This is a genomic window from Pseudomonas sp. NFACC05-1, from assembly GCF_900100135.1.
GTDB lineage: Bacteria > Pseudomonadota > Gammaproteobacteria > Pseudomonadales > Pseudomonadaceae > Aquipseudomonas > Aquipseudomonas fluorescens_Q.
Window position 1 is genome coordinate 81,341 of record NZ_FMTR01000021.1, and the last position, 25,936, is coordinate 107,276.

At 61.2% G+C, this 25,936-nt stretch carries 26 protein-coding genes; 5 read left to right on the forward strand and 21 right to left on the reverse strand.

The annotated features are described in order from the left end of the window. Positions 1-83: 83 nt before the first annotated feature. The 6 genes from BLO97_RS24200 to BLO97_RS24225 form a co-directional block, all read right to left on the reverse strand. Complete coding sequence (locus BLO97_RS24200) at positions 84-1,526, reverse strand: aminotransferase-like domain-containing protein (RefSeq protein WP_014339472.1); 1,443 nt, start codon at positions 1,524-1,526, stop codon at positions 84-86. A 200-nt stretch (positions 1,527-1,726) separates the two neighbouring features. Further along, positions 1,727-2,536 carry an OmpA family protein gene (locus BLO97_RS24205; protein WP_063324941.1) on the reverse strand — a complete coding sequence of 270 codons (810 nt, stop codon included), beginning with the start codon at positions 2,534-2,536 and terminating at the stop codon, positions 1,727-1,729. After that, positions 2,533-2,892, reverse strand: coding sequence for a DUF4398 domain-containing protein (locus BLO97_RS24210; RefSeq protein WP_003204190.1), 360 nt, complete (start codon positions 2,890-2,892; stop codon positions 2,533-2,535). Before BLO97_RS24210 ends, BLO97_RS24205 begins: the two co-directional genes overlap by 4 nt. Before the next feature lie 9 nt (positions 2,893-2,901). Beyond that, on the reverse strand, positions 2,902-3,726 hold the full coding sequence (locus BLO97_RS24215) for a substrate-binding periplasmic protein (RefSeq protein WP_092348540.1): 825 nt from the start codon (positions 3,724-3,726) through the stop codon (positions 2,902-2,904). Positions 3,727-3,801: 75 nt separating this feature from the next. Further along, positions 3,802-4,731, reverse strand: coding sequence for an electron transfer flavoprotein subunit alpha/FixB family protein (locus BLO97_RS24220; RefSeq protein WP_092147187.1), 930 nt, complete (start codon positions 4,729-4,731; stop codon positions 3,802-3,804). A 2-nt stretch (positions 4,732-4,733) separates the two neighbouring features. Further along, positions 4,734-5,483 carry an electron transfer flavoprotein subunit beta/FixA family protein gene (locus tag BLO97_RS24225; protein ID WP_014339477.1) on the reverse strand — a complete coding sequence of 250 codons (750 nt, stop codon included), beginning with the start codon at positions 5,481-5,483 and terminating at the stop codon, positions 4,734-4,736. Between the two features lie 546 nt (positions 5,484-6,029). Between BLO97_RS24225 and BLO97_RS24230 the strand changes: the two genes are divergently transcribed. Next, positions 6,030-7,694, forward strand: coding sequence for an electron transfer flavoprotein-ubiquinone oxidoreductase (locus BLO97_RS24230; RefSeq protein ID WP_092147184.1), 1,665 nt, complete (start codon positions 6,030-6,032; stop codon positions 7,692-7,694). Between the two features lie 302 nt (positions 7,695-7,996). Here BLO97_RS24230 and BLO97_RS24235 read toward each other — a convergent pair whose 3' ends face one another. After that, positions 7,997-8,887, reverse strand: coding sequence for an AraC family transcriptional regulator (locus BLO97_RS24235; RefSeq protein ID WP_063324937.1), 891 nt, complete (start codon positions 8,885-8,887; stop codon positions 7,997-7,999). A gap of 178 nt (positions 8,888-9,065) precedes the next feature. On the opposite strand from BLO97_RS24235, the gene BLO97_RS24240 reads away from it, so the two are divergent. Further along, positions 9,066-10,118: an NAD(P)-dependent alcohol dehydrogenase gene (locus BLO97_RS24240; RefSeq protein ID WP_092225064.1), complete on the forward strand. Its 1,053-nt coding sequence runs from the start codon at positions 9,066-9,068 to the stop codon at positions 10,116-10,118. Positions 10,119-10,124: 6 nt separating this feature from the next. On the opposite strand, the gene BLO97_RS24245 is transcribed toward BLO97_RS24240, so the two are convergent. The 5 genes from BLO97_RS24245 to BLO97_RS24265 form a co-directional block, all read right to left on the reverse strand. Continuing rightward, on the reverse strand, positions 10,125-10,928 hold the full coding sequence (locus BLO97_RS24245) for an IclR family transcriptional regulator (RefSeq protein WP_063324935.1): 804 nt from the start codon (positions 10,926-10,928) through the stop codon (positions 10,125-10,127). A 59-nt stretch (positions 10,929-10,987) separates the two neighbouring features. Continuing rightward, complete coding sequence (locus tag BLO97_RS24250) at positions 10,988-12,298, reverse strand: MFS transporter (protein WP_092348543.1); 1,311 nt, start codon at positions 12,296-12,298, stop codon at positions 10,988-10,990. Between the two features lie 190 nt (positions 12,299-12,488). Beyond that, the gene (dgoD, locus tag BLO97_RS24255; protein ID WP_003179439.1) at positions 12,489-13,637 is read right to left on the reverse strand and encodes a galactonate dehydratase; all 1,149 of its coding nucleotides are present in this window, start codon (positions 13,635-13,637) and stop codon (positions 12,489-12,491) included. 49 nt (positions 13,638-13,686) lie between these two features. After that, the gene (locus BLO97_RS24260) at positions 13,687-14,307 is read right to left on the reverse strand and encodes a 2-dehydro-3-deoxy-6-phosphogalactonate aldolase (protein WP_092348546.1); all 621 of its coding nucleotides are present in this window, start codon (positions 14,305-14,307) and stop codon (positions 13,687-13,689) included. 19 nt (positions 14,308-14,326) lie between these two features. Next, positions 14,327-15,307 carry a 2-dehydro-3-deoxygalactonokinase gene (locus BLO97_RS24265; protein WP_092348549.1) on the reverse strand — a complete coding sequence of 327 codons (981 nt, stop codon included), beginning with the start codon at positions 15,305-15,307 and terminating at the stop codon, positions 14,327-14,329. 187 nt (positions 15,308-15,494) lie between these two features. Between BLO97_RS24265 and BLO97_RS24270 the strand changes: the two genes are divergently transcribed. Continuing rightward, the gene (locus BLO97_RS24270) at positions 15,495-16,127 is read left to right on the forward strand and encodes a glutathione S-transferase family protein (RefSeq protein ID WP_092147166.1); all 633 of its coding nucleotides are present in this window, start codon (positions 15,495-15,497) and stop codon (positions 16,125-16,127) included. 5 nt (positions 16,128-16,132) lie between these two features. On the opposite strand, the gene BLO97_RS24275 is transcribed toward BLO97_RS24270, so the two are convergent. Further along, positions 16,133-16,615 carry a GNAT family N-acetyltransferase gene (locus tag BLO97_RS24275; protein WP_053123788.1) on the reverse strand — a complete coding sequence of 161 codons (483 nt, stop codon included), beginning with the start codon at positions 16,613-16,615 and terminating at the stop codon, positions 16,133-16,135. 189 nt (positions 16,616-16,804) lie between these two features. Here BLO97_RS24275 and BLO97_RS24280 point away from each other — a divergent pair, with 189 nt between their 5' ends. Together BLO97_RS24280 and BLO97_RS24285 are read left to right on the forward strand one after the other, a co-directional pair. After that, positions 16,805-17,149, forward strand: a complete 345-nt coding sequence (locus BLO97_RS24280) for a hypothetical protein (protein ID WP_092348552.1) — start codon at positions 16,805-16,807, stop codon at positions 17,147-17,149. A gap of 32 nt (positions 17,150-17,181) precedes the next feature. Next, a complete protein-coding gene (locus BLO97_RS24285; protein ID WP_092225058.1) occupies positions 17,182-17,562 on the forward strand; it encodes a Rho termination factor N-terminal domain-containing protein in 381 nt (126 codons plus the stop codon). Positions 17,563-17,715: 153 nt separating this feature from the next. Here BLO97_RS24285 and araH read toward each other — a convergent pair whose 3' ends face one another. The 8 genes from araH to BLO97_RS24325 form a co-directional block, all read right to left on the reverse strand. After that, positions 17,716-18,684, reverse strand: a complete 969-nt coding sequence (araH, locus tag BLO97_RS24290; protein ID WP_063324929.1) for an L-arabinose ABC transporter permease AraH — start codon at positions 18,682-18,684, stop codon at positions 17,716-17,718. 10 nt (positions 18,685-18,694) lie between these two features. Beyond that, complete coding sequence (gene araG / locus BLO97_RS24295) at positions 18,695-20,239, reverse strand: L-arabinose ABC transporter ATP-binding protein AraG (protein WP_063324928.1); 1,545 nt, start codon at positions 20,237-20,239, stop codon at positions 18,695-18,697. Positions 20,240-20,314: 75 nt separating this feature from the next. Beyond that, positions 20,315-21,319, reverse strand: a complete 1,005-nt coding sequence (locus BLO97_RS24300) for a substrate-binding domain-containing protein (RefSeq protein WP_092348555.1) — start codon at positions 21,317-21,319, stop codon at positions 20,315-20,317. A 175-nt stretch (positions 21,320-21,494) separates the two neighbouring features. Further along, on the reverse strand, positions 21,495-22,313 hold the full coding sequence (locus BLO97_RS24305) for an SDR family oxidoreductase (RefSeq protein ID WP_092348558.1): 819 nt from the start codon (positions 22,311-22,313) through the stop codon (positions 21,495-21,497). A gap of 236 nt (positions 22,314-22,549) precedes the next feature. Further along, complete coding sequence (locus BLO97_RS24310; RefSeq protein WP_092147151.1) at positions 22,550-23,425, reverse strand: SMP-30/gluconolactonase/LRE family protein; 876 nt, start codon at positions 23,423-23,425, stop codon at positions 22,550-22,552. Continuing rightward, the gene (locus BLO97_RS24315; RefSeq protein WP_063324924.1) at positions 23,422-24,168 is read right to left on the reverse strand and encodes a FadR/GntR family transcriptional regulator; all 747 of its coding nucleotides are present in this window, start codon (positions 24,166-24,168) and stop codon (positions 23,422-23,424) included. The genes BLO97_RS24310 and BLO97_RS24315 overlap by 4 nt, the downstream gene beginning before the upstream one ends. A 162-nt stretch (positions 24,169-24,330) precedes the next feature. Then, positions 24,331-24,891 carry a DUF1285 domain-containing protein gene (locus BLO97_RS24320; RefSeq protein WP_014339492.1) on the reverse strand — a complete coding sequence of 187 codons (561 nt, stop codon included), beginning with the start codon at positions 24,889-24,891 and terminating at the stop codon, positions 24,331-24,333. Positions 24,892-24,907: 16 nt separating this feature from the next. Beyond that, positions 24,908-25,513, reverse strand: coding sequence for a DUF4823 domain-containing protein (locus BLO97_RS24325; protein ID WP_063324923.1), 606 nt, complete (start codon positions 25,511-25,513; stop codon positions 24,908-24,910). Between the last annotated feature and the right edge of the window lie 423 nt (positions 25,514-25,936).

Here is a 25,936-nt window from a genome sequence, read left to right on the forward strand (position 1 = left end):
ATACAACAGCATTGACGGCAGAGACCCCCATGCTCGCCTGATAATGAGGCGCTGACAAGCACATCGAGCTAAGCCACTGACGTCTAAAGAAATCCGTTGGCTGTCTCCTGGCACAATTGAGTGGCCAACAGCCCCAGCGTCATCAAGGCCCGCTCTGCCTCACGGTTCCAAGGGGTGCCGCAGTTCAAGCGAATGCAGTGGTTGAACTGCTCGGTGTTACTGAAAATCAGCCCTGGCGCGATGCTGATGCCTTGTTGCAACGCCCGCACATGCAACTCCTGGGTATTGACCCGCCCCGGCAGGCTGACCCACAGGATGAAGCCTCCAGTGGGACGGCTCATCTGCGTGCCTTCGGGGAAGTACTGCTGCACCGCCAGCTGAAAGGCGCTGAGGTTCTTGCGGTACTCCTGCCGGATATAACGCAAGTGCCGGTCATAGCCGCCGTTTTCCAGGTACGCGGCAATGCCCATCTGCGTGACGCTGCACGCCGAATGCGTACTGAAGGTCTGGAGCCGCTGGATTTCCTGCTGGAATTTCCCCGCGATCATCCAACCGATGCGCACACCCGGCGACAACGTCTTGGAAAAACTCGAGCAGTAGATGACCCGGTCCAGCCGGTCGTAGGCCTTGAGGGCCTTGGTGCGCCCCTGCTCGAACATCAACTCGCCATAGATATCGTCCTCGACGATCTGGATGTCGAAGTCCGACGCCAGGCGCAGCAGTTGCTTTTGTCGCTCCTCCGGCATGGTGCCGCCAAGAGGATTGCTCAGGCGCGTGGTCAGCACCAGCGCCTTGATCGACCATTGGTTGGCCGCCAACTGCAAGGCCTCCAGGCTCATACCGGTGACCGGGTCGCTGGGGATCTCGATAACCTTGAGGCCCAACAGATCCGCCAGTTGCAGCAAGCCGTAATAGGTCGGCGACTCAGCGGCGATCAAGTCCCCGGGCCGCGTCAGCACCCGCAAGGACATCTGCAACGCATCGACGCAGCCGTGGGTGATCACCACCTCGGAAGGGTCCACCACGACGCCGGCATCGCGCATGCGAATCGCCACTTGGCGGCGTAACGGCTCGAAACCCGGGCTGAACATGTAGCTGAACGCCCGCGGGCTGTGGAAGCGTGTGACCTTGGCCAATTGCTGATGCAGGGCCCGGACAGGCAGATAGTCGACGCTCGGGACCGCCGCGCCCAGGGGAAACACCCCTTCGCGGCGCGACTCGACCAATACTTGCTGAATGATGCTGCTGCGCGTCACCAGCCCCGGACGCTCGACCCGGGCAATGTCCGGCGTCGGTGCCGTCAGGGCCGGCGTCTGGTGCACGTAGTAGCCCGACTGCGGCCGCGCGCGGATCAGCCCCTGGTCTTCAAGGTTGGCGTAGGCCTGCAGCACCGTGGCATGGCTGACGTTGAGCTGCGAGCTCATCTTGCGCACCGAAGGCACGCGTTCACCGGGCTGATACACACCGCGCCGGATGTCTTCAGCCAGCTGTTGAGCAATACGTTGATAGAGCAGAAGGTTGGTCATGACGCAGCACTCGATTTCACGGGCATTTTATTCTTGTCGGAAACGATACCGGAACAGTTTAGAAGTGTACTGGGACAGTTGCCAGATTACTCGACAGTACAGTGGAGTGACAGCTCTAACTGTACTCATCGCGCATCGATTGCAGGGCCAAAAAAACCCGGCGCCTTCTACAGGGGCCGGGTTTTCCAGTGACGCAACCCTTAGCGGGCGGCGCCGAGCTGGCCTTTTTCGTCAGAGAACACAATTTCAACGCGACGGTTCTGTGCCCGGCCACGCTCGGTAGCGTTGACGTCCACCGGGTATTCATCACCGTAGCCTTCGACCTGGATGCGCTTTTCATCAACCCCAAGGTCCACCAGCACATCCGCGACCGCTTGCGCGCGATCGCGAGACAGCTTGAGGTTTTCCTGCTTGCCGCCCGTGCTGTCGGTGTACCCCTCGATACGCACCACGCGCTTGGGATTGAGCTGTAAGAACTGCACAATCTTGAGCACCACCCGGTTGGCCGAGTTTTTCAGTTCCGCTTCGCCGGTGTCGAACAGCACGTCGCCCAGGGTCATCACCAGGCCGCGATCGGTCTGGGTGGTCGCCATCGCCATGATCTGTTCTTCGAGCCATTTGCCCTGTTGCTGCACACTCAGCAACTTGGATTCGCGCAGGGCCAGTTGCAGGCGCTGGCGCTCCAGTTCGAGCTTCGCCGCGCGCTCTTCGTTGAGCACCTGATTGCTGTGCTCCCGGGCGATCGCACTGTAGCGCTGGCTCAGGTAGGCGTAATGCTGCACATCTTCGCCGCTGCCCCAGTAGCTGGACAAACGATCGGCACGGGCCAGGGATTCACCAGCGCGAATCACGTCCCGGGGCGCGGCACGCAACACGTTGGCGTCTTCCTTGACCTTCTGGAAATCGGTGCTGGCCTGGTCGAGCGCCGCTTCGCTGCGTTGGCCGGCGCAGCCATACAAGCTGGCCAGGCCGGCGAGTACCAGACCGCCCAATACGTGGGAGTGCTTCATTGGGCATCCTCCCTCAGCTGTTTGCGCAAGCGCTTGATGCGGGTGTCGAGCACATTCAGTTGCTCCTGGCTCTTGAGGGTCAGCACCTTCGCTTCGGCCAGGCGGGCGTCGAGTTCGGCCTGTTCGGCCCGCATGCGCGCCTTCTTGTAGGATTCGTCGGCCATGTTGGATTTGGCGCGAGCGAATTTTTCTTCAGCCAGTTTCAATTCGGGCACTTCGTCGGCAGTAGCGCCAACGGCCCGCGCTTGCTCCAGTGCCTGTTCGGTCAGGCGGATCTGTTCATTCGGCGCCGGATCGGCTGCGCAGCCCGCCAGAGCCAGAACGGCCAGGGCAGCGAAAAGAGGTCGAATAGTCACTAATGTTCCCTACTGTTTTGGGGCACTGACAGGTGGCTGCAACTGTGTTTTCCAACGCTCGAGATTGCGCTGCAACACAGCCTCCGTCAGACCGGACGCGGCCAATTCTGTCATCTTTTGCGCCAGCTGTCCGCGTAACCATGGGTCATTGCAGGCGGAGTTATGGGAAACCGCGAGGAACAGCCCGGGTTTGTCCACCGGTTGCGGTGCGGCTTGCAGATCGTTGGCCATCCCCAGTGTCTGCGCCATCGCCAGGCCCGAATAGCGCCCCGCCAGGACATATTCCACCTCTCCCAGCAGCAATTTCTGAAAGGCCTGGGTCAGGTTGGGCGTGCGCACCAGGGACAATTGCTGCTCGGCAAAGACGCCAAATCCCTGGGTCATACGGGCCTTTTCCGACAAGGCCCCGGGATGACCGTGAAGGTCTGCGGGCTGGTTGATGACCAGCGTCGAGTCCTTGCGGGTCCAGACCAGATAATCGTTTTCGAGCAAGGGCGGATGAACGTAATCCAGCACTTCAAGCCCGGTAACGGTCAATGGCGCGTCGGTGAGCAGGTCCATGCGTCCGCTGCGCACTTCGTCCAACGCCTGGGCGCGCTTGCCGGCATACAGCAGTTCGATCTTGATCCCCAGTTCTTGCGCGACGTGCGCCAGCAGGTCGGCACTGGCGCCAATCAAGTGCTTGGGGTCTTGAGGGTCCTGCCAGAGATAGGGCGGCGCATCCGGGCTACCGGTAGCGATCAGTCGTTCACATTTGCCGGCGGCGACAGACAGGCCTGGCACGAGCGCCAACGTCCACAGCAACGGCCAGCCGGCCAAACGACGCAGATCCATGGCAATACGCTCCTCTGAGGCAGAAATAAAAAGCCCGGCCAAAGGGCCGGGCTCTTTATAAGTGAAGACGCCGGATTAGACCAGCTTCTCCAGCTCAGGGATGGCTTCGAACAGGTCCGCCACCAGGCCATAGTCGGCCACCTGGAAGATCGGCGCTTCTTCGTCCTTGTTGATCGCTACGATCACCTTGGAGTCTTTCATGCCCGCCAGGTGCTGGATCGCGCCGGAGATACCGACGGCGATGTACAGCTGTGGCGCAACGATCTTGCCGGTCTGGCCGACCTGCATGTCGTTGGGCACGAAGCCTGCGTCGACCGCCGCGCGGGAAGCGCCGACCGCCGCGCCCAGCTTGTCGGCCAGGGCGTACAGGTGCTTGAAGTTATCGCCGTTCTGCATGCCACGGCCGCCGGAAACGACGATCTTGGCAGCGGTCAGTTCAGGACGGTCGGACTTGGCCAGTTCTTCGTTGACGAAGCTGGAGATGCCGGCGTCGTGGGCAGCGCCTACCGCTTCAACGGCAGCCGAGCCACCTTCGGCGGCAACCGGGTCGAAACCGGTGGCGCGAACGGTGATGACCTTGACCGCAGCGGTCGATTGCACGGTGGCAATGGCGTTGCCCGCGTAGATCGGACGCTTGAAGGTGTCGGCGCTTTCGACCGAGATGATCTCGGAGATCTGGTCGACGTCCAGTGCAGCAGCCACGCGCGGCAGGATGTTTTTGCCGTTGGACGTGGCGGCCGCCAGGATGTGGCTGTAGCCCTTGCCCAGCTCGGCTACCAGCGGCGCAACGTTTTCCGGCAACTGGTGCGCGTAGGCGGCGTTGTCGGCCGACAGCACTTTGGCCACGCCTGCGATTTTCGCAGCAGCTTCAGCCACGGCGCCAGCGCCCTGGCCAGCTACCAGCACGTGAATGTCGCCACCGATTTTAGCGGCAGCAGCAACAGTGTTCAGCGTGGCCGGAGCCAGCGCCTTGTTATCGTGTTCGGCGATTACGAGGATAGCCATGATCAGATCACCTTCGCTTCGTTTTTCAGTTTCTCGACCAGTTCAGCCACCGACTTGACCTTGATGCCCGCGCTGCGTGCAGCCGGCGCTTCGACCTTGAGGGTCTTGTTGGTGGAGGCGGTGGAAACGCCCAAAGCGTCAGGCGTCAGCACTTCAAGCGGCTTCTTCTTGGCTTTCATGATGTTTGGCAGGGACGCATAACGCGGCTCGTTCAAACGCAGGTCGGTGGTGACGATCGCTGGCAGTTTCAGGGAAACGGTCTGTGCGCCGCCGTCGATCTCGCGGGTCACGGCAACGCTGTCACCAGACACTTCGACTTTGGAGGCGAAGGTGCCCTGACCGTAGCCGCTCAAAGCAGCGAGCATCTGGCCGGTCTGGTTGTTGTCGCTGTCGATGGCTTGTTTGCCGAGGATCACCAGCGATGGTTGTTCCTTGTCGACAACGGCCTTGAGCAGCTTGGCCACAGCCAGCGAGGTCAGGTCTTCGGCGGATTCGACGAGGATGGCGCGATCGGCACCCAGTGCCAGCGCGGTGCGCAGTTGTTCCTGGGCGGTGGTCGGGCCGATGGAGACGACGACGATCTCAGTCGCCACGCCTTTTTCCTTCAGGCGTACGGCTTCTTCTACGGCGATTTCGCAGAAAGGGTTCATCGACATCTTGACGTTGGCGAGGTCGACGCCGGAGTTGTCCGCCTTGACGCGAACCTTGACGTTATAGTCGACCACTCGTTTGACAGCTACAAGAACCTTCATGGATTCCTCGTTACTCTCCGGTGAAAAAAAGTCGCCTAGGCGAACCTGGCGGTTGATGCTCATGGGCGCAAGGGCACCTCTAAAAACGCCGGCATGAACCACACATGACCCAGCTCACGGGAGTGAAGACCATTCGTCAGTGATGACCGATGAGTCATTCATTATCGCGGCGTGTAAACTGCGCGTCGGAACCACGCAATGCGTCACTTTGTGCTGCCTTCGCCCTGTCTTTAGAGGTGCTCTTGAAACCAACAGTCAGCCTACGGCGAGCGCAAAACCGCCCGTATCTTGACCGGAACGCCTATTCCGGTCAATACGGCAAAATGGTCAGTCATAAGCCGTACGTCAGTGATTTATCTGGGCTGCGGCAATTTCAAACAAACGTTTGTATTGGACCCTGAGAGTGGTGTAGATATAATGCGCCGCTTAAGAGAGACACGCGTTTCATCCATTGTCGCTTTCGTCGCTTTTTGCGAAGGAAACAACGGATGCAACGCCAAACCTCCAATTAGAAAAAACTGTGAGCCTTGAGTAGGAGATAGCCCTGTGGAACGCGAATACATGGAATTCGACGTGGTCATCGTCGGTGCCGGCCCCGCTGGCCTGTCTGCCGCTTGCCGACTGAAACAGAAGGCCGCCGAAGCCGGTAAGGAAATCAGCGTCTGCGTGGTCGAAAAAGGCTCGGAAGTCGGTGCGCACATTCTCTCCGGCGCGGTGTTCGAACCCCGTGCCCTGAACGAACTGTTTCCAGACTGGAAAGAACTCGGCGCACCGCTGAATACGCCCGTCAAACGCGATGACATTTATGTCCTGAAAAACGCCGAGACCGCGAGCAAAATCCCTGACTTCTTCGTGCCCAAGACCATGCACAACGAAGGCAACTATATTATTTCCCTGGGCAACCTGTGCCGCTGGCTGGCCCAGCAAGCCGAGAACCTGGGCGTGGAGATCTACCCAGGGTTCGCCGCCCAGGAAGCGCTGTTCGACGAGAACGGCGTGGTGCGCGGGATCATCACCGGCGACCTGGGTGTCGACCGCGAAGGCAATCCGAAGGAAGGCCTCTACACCCCGGGCATGGAGTTGCGCGGCAAATACACGCTGTTCGCCGAAGGCTGCCGTGGCCACATCGGCAAGCAGTTGATCAAGCGCTTCAACCTGGACAGCGAGGCCGACGCCCAGCACTACGGCATCGGCCTGAAGGAAATCTGGGAAATCGACCCGGCCAAGCATCAACCCGGCCTGGTGGTGCACACCGCCGGCTGGCCGCTGGACATCATGGGCACCGAGAACACCGGCGGCTCCTTCCTTTATCACCTGGAAAACAACCAGGTGGTGGTCGGCCTGATCGTCGACCTGTCCTACAGCAATGCCTACCTGTCGCCGTTCGACGAGTTCCAGCGCCTCAAGCATCACCCGGTGCTCAAGCAGTACCTGGAAGGCGGCAAGCGCGTCAGCTACGGCGCCCGCGCCATCTGCAAGGGCGGCCTGAATTCGCTGCCGAAAATGGTCTTCAAGGGCGGCGCGTTGATCGGTTGCGACCTCGGCACTTTGAACTTCGCCAAGATCAAGGGCAGCCACACCGCCATGAAGTCCGGCATGCTCGCCGCCGAGGCGGTGGCCGATCGCCTGTTCGCCGAATCCGAAGGCGGTGATGAACTGACCGCCTACGTCGACAGCTTCAAGAACAGCTGGCTGTACGAAGAGCTGTTCGCCAGTCGCAACTTCGGCGCGGCGATCCACAAGTACGGCGCCATCATCGGCGGCGGCTTCAACTGGCTCGACCAGAACATCTTCGGCGGCAAGCTGCCGTTCACCCTGCACGACAACAAGCCGGACTACGCCTGCCTCAAGCTGGCGGCCGACAGCAAGAAGATCGACTACCCGAAACCGGACGGCAAGATCAGCTTCGACAAACTCAGCTCGGTGTTCATCTCCGGTACCAACCATGAAGAAGAACAGCCCTGCCACCTGAAGCTGACCGACCCGAGCATCCCGATCAGCAAGAACCTGCCGCTGTACGACGAACCAGCCCAACGCTACTGCCCGGCGGGCGTGTACGAAGTGGTGACCAAGGAAGACGGCGAGAAGCGCTTCCAGATCAACGCCCAGAACTGCGTGCACTGCAAGACCTGTGACATCAAGGACCCTTCGCAGAACATCACTTGGGTGTCGCCGGAAGGCGCTGGCGGACCGACTTACCCGAACATGTAAGCCGACACGCTGAACATCGAGGCTCCCGCAATGGGGTAATGCTGTTCACTTAAGAAAAATGATGGACCTGTGGCGAGGGAGCTTGCTCCCGCTCGGCTGCGAAGCAGTCGTAAATCGGCGGGTGCGGTGTGTCTGATGCTCCGTATTTGGCAGGTTTTGGGGCCGCTTCGCGGCCCAGCGGGAGCAAGCTCCCTCGCCACGGGTTTGTCGACTGCCTTAAGTGAACAGCATTACCCGCAATGGGGGCCTTTTTGTTGCCTGCCATCCCAGGAACACCGCTCCCACAAGGGATTTTCAGCGGATCAGGCGGCGCGCTCTTCCCCAGGGTTGCGCTCGAAGTAACGCTTGTATTCCCGGCTGAACTGCGACGAACTCTGATACCCCACCTGATGCGCGACCTGGGCCACGCCCAAGCCTTCGCTGAGCAGCAGTCGTTGAGCCTTGAGCAGGCGCAGACGCTTGAGGTACTGCACGGGCGACAGCAAGGTGCTGCGCTTGAAATGCTCATGGAAGGTCGAAGCGCTCATGTTCGCGCAACTGGCCAATGTCTCGACGTTCAGCGGCTCGGTGAAGTGCGTATGCAAATGGCTCAGGGCCGCGGCAATCCGGGCGAATTGGCCTTGCTGCTCCACCAGCGCCCGCAGCACATCGGCCTGGGGCCCGCGCAACGCGACGAACAGCAACTCCCGCAGCCGCGCCTGGCCCATGACCTGGCATTCCAGTGGGTCGTGCAAGCACTGCAACAGGCGTTCGACGCATCCGCGCATGGCGCCATCGAGCACGGCGCTGGTCATGGACTCCGGCGTCTGGGCCGCGAGGCTTCGCCCCGGCATCAATCCCATGGCCAGCACCAGCTCGCCCAACAGCGCCCGATCGATCGCAACCGAAATCCCGAGCAACGGAGCATCGGGCATGGCGTAGGTTTCACATTCGAACGGCACCGGCAACGCCTGGATCAAGTAATGCCCGGCGCCGTACTCCAGCGTACGCGGTCCCAGGTACGCCAGCTTGCTGCCTTGGGCGATGATCACCAGGCTCGGCTCGTAGAGCTGCGGGCCACGGGCGATGTCCTGGCTGCACCGCAGCACTTGCACGCCAGGCAGGCGCGTAGGAATAAAGCCGTCACGGGTCGCCAAGGGTTCGATCAGCGAAACCAGCGCCGCGTTGGCATCGAGATGACGGGTCAGCAACATGGGGAAACTTCACGAAAAAATGGATGGGAACATCATCGCAGGTCTGGCGTCACATAGGAGCAATCCTAGGCCAAGGCCGGAGGATTAGGCATGACACCCGTAGGAATGGTCATCGCCGCATACGGTCAAGGCTCCCAGAATAGATCACCTCACTGTTCACTGCTTAGCGAGGTCCATCATGTACACCGCCATCGGATACGCCGCCCAATCGCCCACCACTCCCCTCGCCCCCATGAAGTTCGAACGCCGCAGCCCGCGAGCTGACGATGTGGCGATCGAAATCCTCTATTGCGGCGTCTGCCACTCCGACATCCACCAGGCGCGCAACGAATGGGGCATCGCCGTTTATCCACTGATGCCTGGCCACGAGATCATCGGCAAAGTCACCGCCGTCGGTGCAAATGTCACCCGTCATAAGGTCGGCGACTTGGTGGGTGTTGGCTGCATGGTCGATTCCTGCCGCGAGTGCGAAGCTTGTCACGCGGACCTGGAGCAATACTGCTATCAGGGCATGACCCAGACCTATGCCAGCCCGGACCGGGTCAGCGGCGGGCATACCATGGGTGGCTACTCCAACAGCATCGTGGTCCAAGAGCACTTCGTGTTGCGCATCCCGGCCGCGCTCGACCCGGCCAGCGCCGCACCGATTCTCTGTGCCGGCATCACCACCTACTCGCCCCTCAAGCACTACGGTGTGAAGGCCGGCGACAAGGTCGGCGTGCTGGGCATGGGTGGCCTCGGCCATATGGGTATCAAGTTCGCCAAAGCCATGGGCGCGGAAGTCACGTTGTTCACCCGCTCGGCCAGCAAGGCTGAAGAGGCCCGTCGCCAGGGCGCCGATCATGTGATCGTGTCCACCGATCCCGAGCAGATGGCCGCCGCGGCCGGACGCTTCCATTTCCTGCTGGACACCATTCCAGTGCAGCACGATCTCAATCCCTACCTCAGCACCCTGCGCTTCGACGGCGTGCACATCCTGGTGGGTCTGGTCGAGCCGATCGATCCACCGGTCCATGCGGCCAACTTGATCATGGGCCGGCGCGTCCTGGCCGGTTCGTTGATTGGCGGGATCGCAGAAACCCAGGAAGTGCTGGATTTCTGCGCCGAGCACAACATCAGTTGCGACATTGAGATGCTCGACATCCGTCAGATCAACGAGGCCTACAGCCGCATGATCGCCGGGGACGTGAAGTACCGCTTTGTCATCGACATGGCGACGCTCAAGGCCTGACCTTCGTCAAACCTTGGCACCCAGTTCCGCCGACAGCCGGGCTGTGACCCCTTTGACCAGGGGAATCAGCTCGGCCATCTTTTCCAGCGGCATGTACGGCACGGTGCTGGCGATGCTGATACCGGCAACGATGCGCTTGCCGGCGTCCCGGATCGGCGCCGCCACACAGCGAATCGACGGTTCGTTGTCTTCCAGGTCGAAGGCATAACCCCCCGCCACGTACTCCAGCATCCGTTGCTGGAACTGTTCCCAGGATTGCTCCTGATGCTGGGGCCAGAACTGATTCTTCCCACCGGCTGGCAGGCTGATTTCATACAGCCGCTTCCATTGTTCCTGCGAATCATCGAGCATCAGCGCCTTGCCGATCCCGGTGCGCGCCAGCGGCATGCGATGGCCTACGCGCGAACGCATTTCCGGGCCGTTGCGCCCTGGATTCTTCAGCAGGTACAAGACTTCGTCGCCCTCACGAATCGCCAGGTGAACGGTGTCCCCGGTGAGCGCCGACAGCTCGTCCAAGTACGGCCCCGCCAGGCTCACCAGTGGCAATTCTTCCCGGGCCTGGAAACCCAGCTCGATCAGCTTCGGTCCCAGCAGGTAGCCCACTTGCGGCACCACGCGCAGGTAACGTTCGTCCACCAGGCAACTGGCCAGGCGATGGGTGGTGCTGCGGGTGGTGCCGATCAGCCGGGCGATTTCCTTCAAGTCACGGGCGCCGCTGGCGACCGCCTGGACCACCCCCAGGCCACGCAACAATGTCTGCGTGCCCGTAGGTGCGGCATCCTTGGTGATTTTTGGATCGTCTTGCTGCATAGCCGGCCTTCAACAGTGAGCGGGGAACGGGCGGCATTATGGTCGCCCGCCCTGTCGGACTACAACTCGATGCGCTCGACCTTCCCGACCAGCAGGATGTAGGACAGCGCGCCAGCCAGTGCCAGGACAGAGATATAGGTGATGGCCGGGGCAAACGAATCGCCGCTGGCAAGGAAGCCAATGACGATCGGCGTGGCGATCGCCGCCAGGTTACCGATGAAGTTGAACACCCCACCCGTCAGCCCGAGCAACCGCGCCGGGGCCAGTGTGGAGACCAGCGACCAGGTGATCGACGCCAGGCCATTGCCGAAGAACGCCAGGGCCAGGAAGGCGATCACCAGCGGCGTCGATTCAACAAAGTTGGCGCCGATGATCGAGGTGGAGATCAACAGACCGCCAATGATCGGCAGCTTGCGGGCAAACCCCACCGTGGCACCGCGGCGGATCAGCCAGTCGGAAAAGAACCCGGAACACAACACGCCGACAAACGCCGCGAGGAACGGCAACGACGCCAGCAGGCCGGACTTGATGAAATCCATGCCGCGATATTTCACCAGGTAGGTCGGGAACCACGTCAGGAAAAACCACAGCGTGGAGTTGAGGCAGAACTGCCCCAGGTAAATGCCCCACAACTTGCGTTGACTCAGGACGATACCCAGGTCGGCCCAGCTGAATTTTGCCTTGGCCTTCGCCGTATCGGCCTGGATATCCACCAGCCCGCCGCCTTCGCGGATCAGCTCGATTTCGGCGGCATTGGCGCCTTTGAAATCCCGTGGCTCGCGGTACACCGCGTACCAGATCACCGCCCAGAGAATGCCCACCGCGCCCGTGGCGACAAACACCATGTGCCAACCGAACGCGTGTTGCAGCCACGCCAGTACTGGCGTCAGGAAAGCCAGCCCGACGAACTGCCCGGAGGTGTAGAAACCGATGGCCGTGGCCCGCTCACGCTCAGGAAACCAGGTAGTGACCACGCGGCTGTTGATCGGATAAGCCGGCGCTTCCAGGGCACCGACCGCCATGCGCAGCACGAACAGCGCGATGAAACTGGCGGCAAAACCCAGCATGACCGTGGCCACCGACCACAACAGCAACGCCACGCTATACAGAATGCGCGGCGGCACCCGGTCCACCAGCCAGCCACCGGGGATCTGCATGGCGGCATAGGTCCAGCCGAACGCCGAGAAAATCAGCCCGACATGGATCGGATCGATGCCCAGGTCGCTGGTCAACGCGGGGGCGGCGATCGAGAGGTTGCTGCGGTCCAGGTAATTGATCACCACGGTGATGAACAGCAGGACCATGATGAAAAAACGCTTGCGGCTGGGCGTCACCAACGACGCCTGCGCGCTCAGGGTGTGCGCTTGCATGTGAGGTGCCTCTTTTTATGGTTATTGAGGGCGAAACTAACGAGCAGTCGAGTCGACCCGTGGCGAGGGAGCTTGCTCCCGCTGGGCTGCGCAGCAGCCCCCTGTATGTATGAACTGACATCTCTGCGACTGCTGCGCAGTCGAGCGGGAGCAAGCTCCCTCGCCACAGGGGTTGTGGGTGTCTAGGCGATCACCACTCGGCAAAACTGCCATCGGCATGACGCCAGATCGGGTTGCGCCAGCGATGGCCGATGGCCGCGCGTTCGATGACGTATTCCTCGTTGATCTCGATGCCCAGGCCCGGGCCATTCGGGATTTTCACGAAGCCCTTGTCGTAGTCGAACACCTGCGGATCCTTGATGTAGTCCAGCAGGTCGTTGCTCTCGTTGTAGTGGATACCCAGGCTCTGTTCCTGGATGAACGCGTTGTAGCAGACCGCGTCCAGTTGCAGGCACGCCGCCAGGGCGATTGGGCCCAGCGGGCAGTGCAGCGCCAGCGCGACATCGTAGGCCTCGGCCATGTTGGCGATCTTGCGGGTTTCGGTGATGCCGCCGGCATGGGAGGCATCCGGCTGGATGATGTCCACGTAGCCTTCGCTGAGTACACGCTTGAAGTCCCAGCGCGAGAACAACCGCTCGCCCAGGGCAATCGGGGTGCTGGTCAGCGGCGCCAACTCCTTGAGGGCTTCGTAGTTTTCGCTGAGCACCGGCTCTTCGATGAACATCAGTTTATAAGGGTCGAGTTCCTTCATCAGCACCTTGGCCATCGGCTTGTGCACCCGGCCGTGGAAGTCCACGCCAATGCCGACGTTCGGCCCCACCGCATCGCGCACCGCCGCCACGTTGGCCAGGGCCAGGTCGACTTTTTCGAAGGTGTCGAGAAACTGCAGCTCTTCGGTGCCGTTCATCTTCACCGCCGTGAAGCCCCGCGCCACCGCCTCTTTCGCCGCCCGGGCGGTGTCCGCCGGCCGGTCGCCGCCGATCCACGAATACACACGGATCTTATCGCGCACCTGGCCGCCCAGCAGGTCGCTGACCGACACACCCAGGGCCTTGCCCTTGATGTCCCACAGCGCCTGGTCGATGCCGGCCAGGGCGCTCATGTGAATGGCCCCACCACGGTAGAAGCCGCCGCGATAGAGCACGGTCCAAATGTCTTCGATGTTGCGTGGGTCTTTGCCGATCAGGTAGTCGGACAATTCCTCGACAGCCGCCGCAACCGTGTGGGCACGGCCCTCGACCACAGGCTCGCCCCAACCGGTCACGCCCTCGTCGGTCTCGACCTTGAGGAAGCACCAGCGCGGCGGGACGATAAACGTGGTCAGCTTGGTGATTTTCATCTTGTTGTCTCTCTTGTCAGATGCAGCGCACAGGGCGCTGGAAAAGTCTTCAGTTCAAGGCGTTCCATGCGGCCACGTAGGCCTTGGCGCGCACCGCCACTTCATCCGCTGTCAGGCCCGGCTTGAACAGCCCGGAACCGAGGCCGAAACCCTTGACGCCGGCTTCGACAAACACCGCCATGTTGTCCGGCGTAATCCCGCCCACCGGCACCAGCACGGTCCCGGCCGGCAGCACCGCGAGCCAGGCCTTGACCACCGCCGGGCCCATCTGCTCGGCGGGGAACATCTTCAGTACATGGGCGCCTTCGGCCAGCGCGGCAAACGCTTCGGTAGGCGTGGCGACACCCGGCGACAGGTACAGACCCGCCGCTTTCGCCGCCCGCAGCACCTTCGGATCGCTGTGAGGCATGACGATCACTTGGCCGCCAGCGGCTTTCACCTGCTCCACCTGCTCCGGCGTGAGCACGGTGCCGGCGCCGATCAGGCAATCGGCGGGCAAGGTGCTACGCAGGATGCGGATGCTTTCGTACGGCTCGGGGGAATTGAGCGGCACTTCGACGACGCGAAATCCGGCGCTGTACAGGACTTCGCCGATGGCCGCCGCCTCTTCGGGACGCAGGCCACGCAGGATCGCGATCAGCCCGTTGTGCGCCAGTGCTTGAGTGAGCATGTCAGACCTCCAGTCAGGTTCAGGGGGCGGTGGAATCGAGCAACCCGGCCGCTACGGCCAGTTGCCACAAACCGCGTTCGGTGGCCTGTTCGGCCAGGACCACCCGGGCGAAACCGCAGGCGTCGAGGGCCCGTTGATAACGGACACAGAGTTGGGAGTTGCCGATCAGCACCACCGTCGGCAGATGGAGGCTGTCGCGTCGCCGACGCTGCACCTCGGCCAGCGCCGTCAGCTCATGGCCGATCAGCAGGCCCGAGAGGTAATCGGCCTGGGCGCTGGCCTCCAGTTCGCCGGTCAAGCCCAGGCTGCGAGCGCTGAACACCGTGGACAGCGGACCGATCTGGCCGTCCACCGACAACGCCACCTGTACGCCACGATCAAAGGCCACGCCATCGAAGGTCGTACTCCGTTGCTGGGTGCGGCCGAGAATGCTGTGGTCACTGAGCACGGCAAAGATCTCGCCGGTCATGAAGGTGTCGAAATGCACGATGCAGCCATCGGTCACTTCCACCCATTTCGAATGACTGCCGGGCAAGCCGATCAACACCGCTTCGTCCGGCAGGCTGTGCAAGGCGCCGAGCACCTGGGTTTCTTCACCGCGCATGACATTGGGCAAGCGTGAACGCTGAATCACGCCGGGCACGATGTGCACATCGACACCGCGAAGGCTGCGAACGGTTTGTAGGGAATGTCCGAGATTGGCGACGTTGGCGGGTGTGTCGCAGTAAGGCGCTTCACGCCAGCCCTGAGCACTGCCGACCATGCCACAGGCAATCACGGGCAAGCCTGGCTGGGCATCGAGCCAGTCGCCGCAGGCCTCGTCGAAGGCCAGTTCGAAACCGTCGATGCACACCCCGCCGGCCACGGTTCGCGGCCCGGAAGGCAACTGCATGATTCCCGATGACAGCGAGCGCTGCTCGAGCACCTCGCCACCGGCTGCGAGTTTGTAAGCCCGTAATGAGGTGGTCCCCCAATCGAGCGCGATCAATTGCGCCTGCATCCGCTTCACCTGTTCTGTTTTTTGGCAGTGAGTGGAAAGGACTATAAACCCGGGCGCAACAAAATCTCAATATATAAATATCACTCCCATATATTGGGATTTGATGAGCCAACCCTAAAGCCCATCGCCATCCGTTCAAGACCCTGCTACGTTTCTGAGCGGACGCCAAACAACTAGGGAAAAAGTGATGGGACAACAGCTGAAAATCCTCGGTCGCACTTCCTCGATCAATGTCAGAAAAGTGTTGTGGACCTGCCAGGAATTGGAAATCGCCTACGAACGCGAAGACTGGGGTATCGGTTTTTCCTCGACCCACGACCCGGCGTTCCTGGCCTTGAATCCCAATGCCCAAGTGCCGGTGATCATTGATGAGAACGGTGTGCTCTGGGAGTCGAACACCATTTGCCGCTATCTGGTGGGCAAACATGGGCGCAAAGACCTGCTGCCTGTCGAACCTGCCGCACGGGCGCGTGTCGAGCAGTGGATGGACTGGCAAGCCACAGAGCTCAACCCGTCATGGGGCTACGCATTCCACGCCCTGGTACGCAAGAATCCAGACTTCCAGGACCCACAGCGCATCGCCGCCGGCATCAAAGGCTGGAACGAGAAGATGGGTTTGCTCGAGCAGCAGTTGAACCGCACCGGCGCCTATGTGGCCGGCGCGGATTTTTCCCTCGCCGATGTGCTCATCGGCCTGTCCGCGCACCGCTGGCGCCAAACCCCCATGGAGCGTCCCGACTATCCGGCGGTCGCCGCCTATTGCAAGCGGTTGGAACAGCGCCCCGGATTTGCCGAGTACGCATCTGCCGCATATTCGTGAAGTGCTCAGTTGCCGTGGGCGAAATCCCGTAGCACCTTGCCGTCCATTCGGTAGCGCACCCATTCTTCCTGGGGCTGCGCGCCGAGGGATTTGTAGAACTCGATGGCCGGGGTGTTCCAGTCCAGCACACTCCATTCGAAGCGACCGCAATCATTGTCGCAGGCAATTTTCGCCAAGTGGCGAAGCAAGGTCTTGCCCGCCCCGCCGCCGCGCTGCTCTGGCGTGATGTACAGGTCCTCGAGGTACAGGCAATTGCTGCCCAGCCAAGTGGAGTAACTGAAGAAAAACACCGCAAAACCGATTGGCACGCCGTCACGCAGGCAGATCAAGCCGTGGGCGGTCGCGCCCTCGCTGAACAGGCTACGCTCGATGTCCGCCACACTGGCGATGACTTCGTGACGGGCCTTTTCGTAATCGGCCAGCTCGGTGATGAAGGCAAGGATTTGAGGCGCATCGCTGGGTTGCGCAGGACGGATCTCGATGGACATGAACAGGCCTTGTAGCCAATTGAAAGCGCCATACTAAGCCGCGACGCGGCGCTCGTCACATATCGATCCAACTATTTGATCGCGGCGCACGCCTCCTTCAGAACCGCCATTCGTCGCGTCCGAGGCACCAACCCAAATCCAGCGAGGCCCAAGATCAGGTAAGCATTCTGAAAAATGGAGGCGACACCCATGATCACTTCAAGGCTGACCGTATTCACCTTCGCCGCGTTGCTGTCCTCGGTGGCCTTCGCGGCTTCGACCTCCGGCACCGGGCCGACCGACCCCGTGCAAGCGCCCAACTCCCCCGCCACGCAAGGCCTGCCCAAATTGAACACCGACGGAACCGGCGGCGGCCTGAACAATGGCCAGCCGCCCGCTACCGGCACCGATCCGCGTGTGCAGGGTAATGACACGGGTCGTCAGGGCGGCATGAATACGCCGGACTCTACAGCGCCTGATAACGCCGAGACCGGGGTGGGCTCGAAAACCACGACCGGTGGCTCGGGCTCCGAAGGGGGCGCCGCCAGCCAATAGCCTCTGCTCAGACATTTGAGGAGGAACATCCCATGCCTCGTGGAAGCAAAGACAAATACACCGCCGAACAAAAGCGCAAGGCCGAGCACATCGAAGAGAGTTACGAGAAGAAAGGCCTGTCCAAGGACACGGCCGAGGCACGCGCTTGGGCAACGGTCAACAAACAGTCCGGCGGCGGCGAACGCTCCGGCGGTTCGGGGAAGGCGAAACCGGCCGCGGCAAAGAAAACCGACCGCAAGGAATCGGCCCGCCGCGCCGCCAAGACCCGCGAAGGTCATCCACGCACCAGCAAGGCCTCTCATGAGGCCCAGACGGTGGACAGCCTGATGAAGGAGGCCCGGGCGAAAAACATTCCCGGGCGCTCGAAGATGCGTAAGCAGCAATTGGTTGAGGCGTTGCGCAAGGCGGGGTGATTGTCGGCGTCTGGGTGCACGCCTTCGCGAGCAAGCTCGCTCCCACAGTGGGCCTGCGCTGTGCTGGAGCTCTGCGTCCCGGCACAACATCCTGTGGGAGCGAGCTTGCTCGCGATAGCGGTAGATCAGTCGCCAGAGATCGCTATGGGTTGTTCAGCGTTGTTTCAAGCGGTCGATCACCACCGCCAGCAGCAGGATCGAGCCGCGGATGACGTATTGGTAGAAGGTGTCGATGTTCTTCAGGTTCATCGCGTTTTCGATGATCGCCAAAATCAGCACGCCTGCAATGACGTGGCGGATCATGCCGATACCACCGCTCAACGACACCCCACCCAGCACGCAAGCCGAGATCACGGTCAGTTCGAAGCCCTGGCCGATCATCGGCTGGCCCGAGGTCATGCGCGAGGCCAGGATCACCCCGGCCAGGGCACCGATCACGCCATGCACGGCAAAGATGATGATCTTGGTGCGATCAACGTTCACGCCGGCCAAGAGCGCCGCTTCCTGGTTGCCGCCAATGGCCATGGTGTTGCGCCCGTAGGTGGTGTAGTTCAGCAGCCAGCCGAAAAACAGGAAGCACACGATGGTGATCAGGATCGGCACCGGCACGCCGAACATCTGCCCGTTGCCGAACACGAAGAACGATTCCTGGGACACACCCACCGCTTTGCCGTTGGCGAAGATGTAGGCCAGGCCGCGGACGATCTGCATGGTCGCCAATGTGGTAATCAACGCATTGACCCGCAGCTTGGCAATGACGATGCCGTTGATCAAGCCGACGATCAACCCCATCACCAGCGCCGCGCTGATGCCAAGGAACACGCTGTTGGTGTCGCGCATCACCACCGCCGCGACGACGCCGGCACAGGCAATCACCGAACCGACCGACAAGTCGAAGTGCCCGGACGCCAGGCAATACAACATGGTGCAGGCCGCGATGCCGGTGGTGGAAATCGCCAGGCCCAGCCCGCGCATGTTCAGCGGCGACAGGAAGTTGTCGATCATCAGGGTGCAGAGCACGAAGATGCCGATGGCCGCCAGCAACATGACCCAGTCATCCAGGAAGCGACGCAGGTCCAGGGGTTTGCGTGCCGTTGGCAGTGCATTGTTTTGAATGGTCATGATTTACCTCTCAGTTCGCCGCGTCGGCAACGCGTTGGCGCGGCAGCGCCAGTTGCAACAGGTTGGATTCGTTGGCCTGGTCACGCGACAGCTCGCCGCGCATGGCCCCTTCGCAAAGCACCAGGATTCGGTCGGAAATGCCCATCACTTCCATCAGGTCGCTGGACACCACAATCACCGCGATGCCATCGGCCGCCAGGTTGTGGATAATCTGGTAGATCTCCGCCTTGGCCCCGATGTCGATGCCGCGAGTAGGCTCGTCCAGCAGCAGGACTTTCATCGGCATCGACAGCCAGCGACCGAGAATCGCTTTCTGCTGGTTGCCGCCGGACAGGTACATGATTTTCTGTCCCGCCGTGGGGGTCTTCACTTTCAGCGACTTGATCTGTTTGTCGGCATTGCCCCGTTCCCAGTCGCCACGCAACAGGCAGCCGAGCGTGGAATGAGACGGGCGCGCACTGATGTTGATGTTCTCGCCCACACTGCCCAATGGGATGATGCCTTCTTTCTTGCGATCCTCCGGGCAGAGCAGCACGCCCGCGGCGATGGCATCCCGAGGTGAACGCAGTTTCAGTTCCTTGTCGTGCAGGACGAGACTTCCTTCGCGCTGGCGCTCCAAGCCACTGAGCAAGCGCAGCAGCTCGGTACGACCGGCGCCGACCAGCCCGAACAAACCGAGGATCTCGCCCTTGTGCACCTGGAAACTCACCGGCTCATGCAAGCCCGGCCCCAACAAGCCCTTCACTTGCAGCGCCACATCGCCGCGCTCCCGAGGACGGTAGTCATAGATGTCCTGGATATCGCGACCGACCATGCACGTGACGAGTTGATCATGGGTCAACTCGCTCATGTTCTCGAAGGTCCGCACGTAACGACCGTCCTTGAACACCGTCACCGCATTGCAGATGCGGAACACCTCTTCCATGCGATGGCTGACGTAGAGCACCACTTTGCCCTCGTCTCGCAGCCGGCCGATGATCGCCATCAAACGGTCGATTTCCCGGGCCGACAGGCTACTGGTGGGCTCGTCGAAAGCAATGACGTGAGCACCGCGAGACAAGGCCTTGGCAATTTCCACTAATTGGCGCTGGCCGAGGGACAGGCGACCGACTTTTTCCTGGGGGTCGATTTCGTCGGCCAGGCCTTTGAGCAGCGTCAGCGCCTGTTGGCGCAGCACGCCACGATTGACCAGGCCGAAACGCGCCGGCAAATGGCCGAGAAACAAATTTTCAGCGACGGTCATTTCCGGCACCAGGTGCAGTTCCTGGTGAATCACCGCCACGCCGCTGGCGATGCTGTCGGCGGTGCCTTTGAAGGCCATCGTCTGCTCGCCGATCTGCAAGTCGCCGCTGCTCGGGATGTAGGCACCACCGAGGATCTTCAGCAACGTGGACTTGCCAGCGCCGTTTTCCCCCATCAAGGCATGGACCTGCCCCGGATGGGCGACGAAACTGATATTGGCCAGCGCCTGCACGCCGGGAAAGGACTTGCCGATCCCGTTGAATCGCAAGCTGCCGCCGATGTTGTGTTGCCGTGTCGCTGTTTGCGCTTGCATAACCACCTCGAACTTACAGAGATCAAGCGACCCCGCCACTCAAGTGACCAGGGCCGCTTTTGAATCAACCGGCCATCAGTTCCACAGGCCGATTTTTTCCAGCTCTTGCTTGAAGTTCTCCCGGGTGATCAGCGTCACCTCGTCCATGGCGGTGTACTTCGGCGGCTCCTTGCCGGTGGTGATCCACTCGTACATCATTTCGGCGGTCTTGTAGCCTTCGATGTGAGGGCTTGGCAGCATCGAGCCGAAGAAGCCGCTGTCAGGCTTCTTCAATTCACCGATGGCGTCGGTGCCGTTGATGCCGATGCCGATCACATTGGCCGCCTTGAACCCCGCGGCTTCGGTGGCGCGCACGCCGCCCAGCACAGTGTTGTCATTCATGCCACCGATGATCAGGTTCTTGGCGGCGCTTGGCAGCTTCACCAGGGCCGAGTTGGTGGAGTCCATGCTCCCGGGTACGTCGAGGGTCTTCAGCGCCGAATAAAGGATGTGGTCTGCCGGCATCCCGGCCTTTTTCAGGGCATCGACCGAACCGTCGGTGCGCTTCTTGCCGGTGTCCAGTTCGTTATAGGTGTTGATGACGGCATAGGTGTCTTTCCAATCCCAGCCACGTTTTTTCGCCTCAGCCGCCATGGCGGCGCCCTGCTTCTGGCCGACTTCGAACGCCGCCATGCCCAGGTACGGTACGTCTTCCATGAACTTGCCATCGGAACCGACGAAGCGGTCGTCGACGGCGATCACTTTCATGTCATTGAGCTTGGCCTTGGCCACGATGGCCGGGCCGAGGGAGACGTCCGGCGGGCAGATCACGAAGCCCTTGGCACCGTTGGCGGCCAGGCTGTCGATGGCCGAGAGGGTTTTCTCGCCGTCGGGCACGGCGATCTTGATCAACTGGAAGCCTTTATCCTTGGCCGCCTTCTCGGCAAACGCCCATTCGGTCTGGAACCACGGCTCCTCGGCCTGCTTGACCAGGAAACCAATTTTTACCGCATCGGCCGCCAGCAAGTGGCTGCTGAGGCTGACCGCGGTAACCGCCAGGGCGGCGCGACACAGGGAACGGATCCCACGACGATGTTTCATAGTTGACTCCTTGTTTTTTTTATTGAAAGCCAAACGACCAGGGTTCTGCTCCACCGTCGGTGGAAATGCGCAGGCTGGGCGGTCACATCAAGTTGCTACACAGCATAGGCCCAAATAGTCATATCGTATGATGATTGGATTACAGGCGAAGTTTCCCACTGCAATCCAGGAATATTCAGTCGTGGTACATGACTGAACGTCCCCCATCGATGGTGATGCATGAGGCATTGATAAACGGTGCTTCATCGCTGGCCAGGAACACGGCCGTCATTGCCACTTCGATCGGTTGCCCGATGCGCCGTGGCGGGTGCAGATCCAGCGCGCGCTGGCGTTCGGCATAAGGATCGGCAAAGCCGTTCCAGTAGTCGACGTTCAGTTGGGTCTCGATATAACCCGGTGCGATGGCATTGACGCGTACGCCTTTGGGTGCGTATTCGATGCCCAGGGCGCGGGTCAGGCCGAGCAGGCCATGCTTGGCCACCGGGTAAGGGAAACAACCGGGAATGATGTGGGACGAATGGGTCGAAGCAATGTTGATGATGCTGCCCACGCCCTGCTCGAGCATCTGCGGCAATACCGCCTTGCAACCGTACCAGGCGCCATCCAGGTCGATGGCGAAGCAGCGACGCCAGTCTTCTTCGGTCATATCCAGCGGGTCACGGAATACATTGACACCGGCGCAATTCACCAGCACATCGATGCGACCGTGCCGCTCGACGGCATGCCGGGCCATGGCGTGCAGGTCCTGCTGGTTCGACACATCGGCTTTCAGCGCATGCACGTCCGCCCCGCGTTCACGCCAATGAGCGGCAACCGTCTCGACCTTCTCGGCCTGAATATCGCTGATCACCAGCCGTGCCTGTTGCGAAGCGAACGCGGCGACGATCGCCTCGCCAATGCCCTGGGCCGCACCGGTCAGCAGCACCACTTTGTTTTTCAGGCGCTCGCCCTTCGGGGGCTCGGGCACTGGCGGCAATGAAAGCGGCTCAGCCATGGATCAAGACTCCCGGACGCAGGCACGACAAAAACCGGGCATCCAGGGACGACCGGTCAAAAGACGTTGTAAGCAGCCGTGAATCGCGTACGCCGCAGAGGCGTACGGGGGAGGATCGTTGCATCACTTCACCTGTTTTGTTTTTTTAGTGTGAGTGCGTATTGCCGATGGAGCCGACTATAAACCCGACCGCCGAATAATCTCAATATATATATTTACATCCCATATTTTGGGATTCATCCCGCAAACCGAGTACAAGCCACGCCCGGTATGTCGACCCGCATGGACAGCACCGCACCGTCCAGCGGATGACCCAACGGGCTCGCCGCACTGGTGATGTACAAGGTCTTGAGGTCTTCGCCTCCAAACACACAGCTGGTCGGCCGGCTGACGGGCAGTTCGATCACCCGGTCGACCTGGCCTTGCGGATTCAATCGCAGCAGGCAACTGCCGTCCCAGCGCGCGTTCCAGATATAACCCCGGGCATCCATCGCCGAACCGTCCGGCCCGCCGCGCGGGTGTGGACCGAACCAGACCTCGGCGGGAGCCAGGCTGCCATCGGGATGGATAAAGTGCCGATACAAAGTGCCGTCGAGGCTCTCGCCGAAATACACCGTGGTGCCATCTGGACTCCACAACAAGGTGTTCGGGATACCCAGCCCGCGTAACAACGGCATGACCCGGCCATCGCCACTGACACGAAAGAGGCCGCCGGAGCGCCGCTCGATGGGTAGGTCCTCTGCGTTTTCACCGATGTTGTTCTGCATGGTGCCGAGCCAGAGCTGGCCCAAGGCATCGCAACGGGCTTCGTTGGCACGATTGCCCAGTTGCGGGTCGGCCATGCACAGCAGGGTCAAGCGCGGTTCCAGGCCCGGCGAATCGAGGTCCAGCCGGTAGACACCACTGCTCAGCGTCACCAATGCATCGCCACTCTGCGTCGGGATAAAGGCGGACACATGCTCGGGCATCTGCCAGATCTGCACATTGGCGCCGATCAACCGCAGCGCCTGCTTGCCGGCGATATCGACCCAGTACAACGCCTGGGTCGGCTCATCCCAGAACGGCCCCTCGCCCAAGATCGCCCGATGTTCCGTAACAGCCGTCCACTTCATTGAAACCTCCCGTTCCCTATCTGCCCGGCAGCGTCTGTCCGACCGGCCATGACATTAGGGTAAAAGCGCTTGATGGCCAGGTCAGCGTTATCGATCAGGGTCATGCAGGCCCAGACGCCCCGCGCCGCGTCACGGGCCGCGATGGCGTCGGCGATGTCCTTGTGGATGGGCAAGGTGCGGCGCAGCTCATCCGGGTCGGCAGCCGACACCTCGAACGATACCGCCAGCAGCGCGCCCAGGGCCGGGACCATCTGTTCGATGAATTGATTATGGCTGGCGGCGAGGATGCATTCGTGGAAAAACTGGTCGGCGCGGTTGTAATCCGCGCCGCTGTCCACGGCCCGCTCCAGCGCATGGTAGGCCAGGCGGATCGCCTGCACCTGGTCGGCCGTGGCCCGTTCACAGGCCCAACGCACCGCCATCGGCTCGATGGTGCGGCGCAGGTCCAGCAAGTCATCGACGAAATTTTCCGGCAAGCCGCTGCGTGACAGCCAGCCAACCACTTGGGGGTCGAACAGGTTCCAGCGTCGCACCGGCAACACCCGCGTGCCGACTTTCGGCCCGACCTCCAGCATGCCTTTGGCCACCAGGGTCTTGATCGCCTCGCGAATCACCGTGCGACTGACGCCCAATTGTTCGCCCAAGTCCGCCTCGACCTTGATGGTTTGCCCAGGCTTGACCTGGCCGGCGGCTATCCAGCCCCCCAGCCAATCGACGGTCGATGCATGAAAACTGCTGGACATGAAAACCCCGCGAGCCACTCTTATAGGAGGCTCACGCTAATCATCATACGATTGGGTGTCAATTTGAATTTTTACGTAACCCACCTGTGGGAGCGAGCTTGCTCGCGATAGCGGTCGTCCAGCCAACACAGCTGTTGGATCAACCATCGCTCCCAAGAGGGCTCAGGGTTCCAGGCCTATGGGGAAGAACTCGCCACCGCTCCACACGCCCAACCAGCGCTGCCCATCGATCTCGCGACTGACCGCCAGCTCCACCAGTTGGTAGAACACATTGCGATGGATCAGTGCTTCGAGATTGCTGCGCACATGCACGTAGGGCGCGGGTTCCTGGGTCTGGGGATCGATCACCACCCGCAGCGGATGCTCGCCGCCGGCCTCAGTGGTTTCCTCGACATTGGTGGTGAAGCGCAACAACTGCCCTTCCCCCTGCCCTTCGACCTCAAGGGTCACGGCCACGAACGGCGCGTCATCGACCTTGATACCGACTTTTTCCACAGGAGTGATCAGGAAGTAATCATCGCCGTCGCGGCGGATGATGGTGGAGAACAGCTTGACCATCGGCTTTCGCCCGATGGGCGTACCCAGGTAATACCAGGTGCCGTCCCGGGCGATGCGCATGTCGATGTCGCCGCAGAAGTCGGGGTTCCACAAGTGGACCGGCGGCAGCCCTTTGGTCTTGGGGATCTGCCCCAGCAAGTCATTGGCTTTTTGCGGTCCGCTCATGGTGACTCCTGATTATTTATTCGTCGCTCATCCCCAGCAGGCTGCGGGCATATTCACGCAAAGGCGTGGCGATGAGGTCTTGTGGCTGCTTGTCGTGCAACGTCAGTAAACCGCCACGACTCTTGATCCGTGCAGTATCAATCAAATACTGGGTGCTGGTCTCGATCAACATGATTTGAATCACGCTGGTATCGACACCCAAGCGATCCAAGGCTTCTTCATCCTGCCATTCATCCGTGTTGCCGATACGGTTGTCAGCCTTGGCGAAGCGGGTGTACAGCAAATAATGGGCGCCAGCGGAACGGGCCTCGCCCATGGCCTGGTCGAGGCCTTCGGGAACGCGGGCGCGACGGACCATGGGGAAATATTCGATGAAGCCATTGAAGGCTTCCTCGGCCACGACGTTGGGACGCGGATAAGCACTGCCTGGCGGAGCGAAGGCGCCCTGGGCGATGTAGATGAACGAGTCGGGCTGAATACGCAGGTTGTTCACACGACGGCTGTCGCTATGGTCCAGCAGGCCGGCGTCGCTCATGTGGTAACGAACGCCCTCTCCCATGTCACTGACATTCATGCAGCCACCAAGCGCCAAAATGGCCAGCAGCAAAACCAGGCTACGCATCCTACCCTCCAAAAACCGGTGTCGGAAAACCGGCGAATGGTCGTGGGATGCAGCTTTTGCGCCAGACCTTGGGATTGATTGGATTTTCCGCCTGGAATGCAGTTGTGGCGAGGGAGCTTGCTCCCGCTGGGGCGCGAAGCGGCCCTAAAACCCGGCGACACGGTGGATCAGGTTGATTGAGTGAGCTTGAGAGGGGGCTGCTGCGCAGCCCAGCGGGAGCAAGCTCCCTCGCCACAAAAGCATCCCGGGCGACCAACCGATTTGCTCTTGAGACTGACACTGACTCGAGGCATTCCCTTAACCCGCGCCATGCCCAATTCCCGTGGCGAGGGAGCTTGCTCCCGCTGGGGCGCGAAGCGGCCCTAAAACCCGGCGACACGGTAGATCAGGTTGATTGAGTGAGCTTGAGAGGGGGCTGCTGCG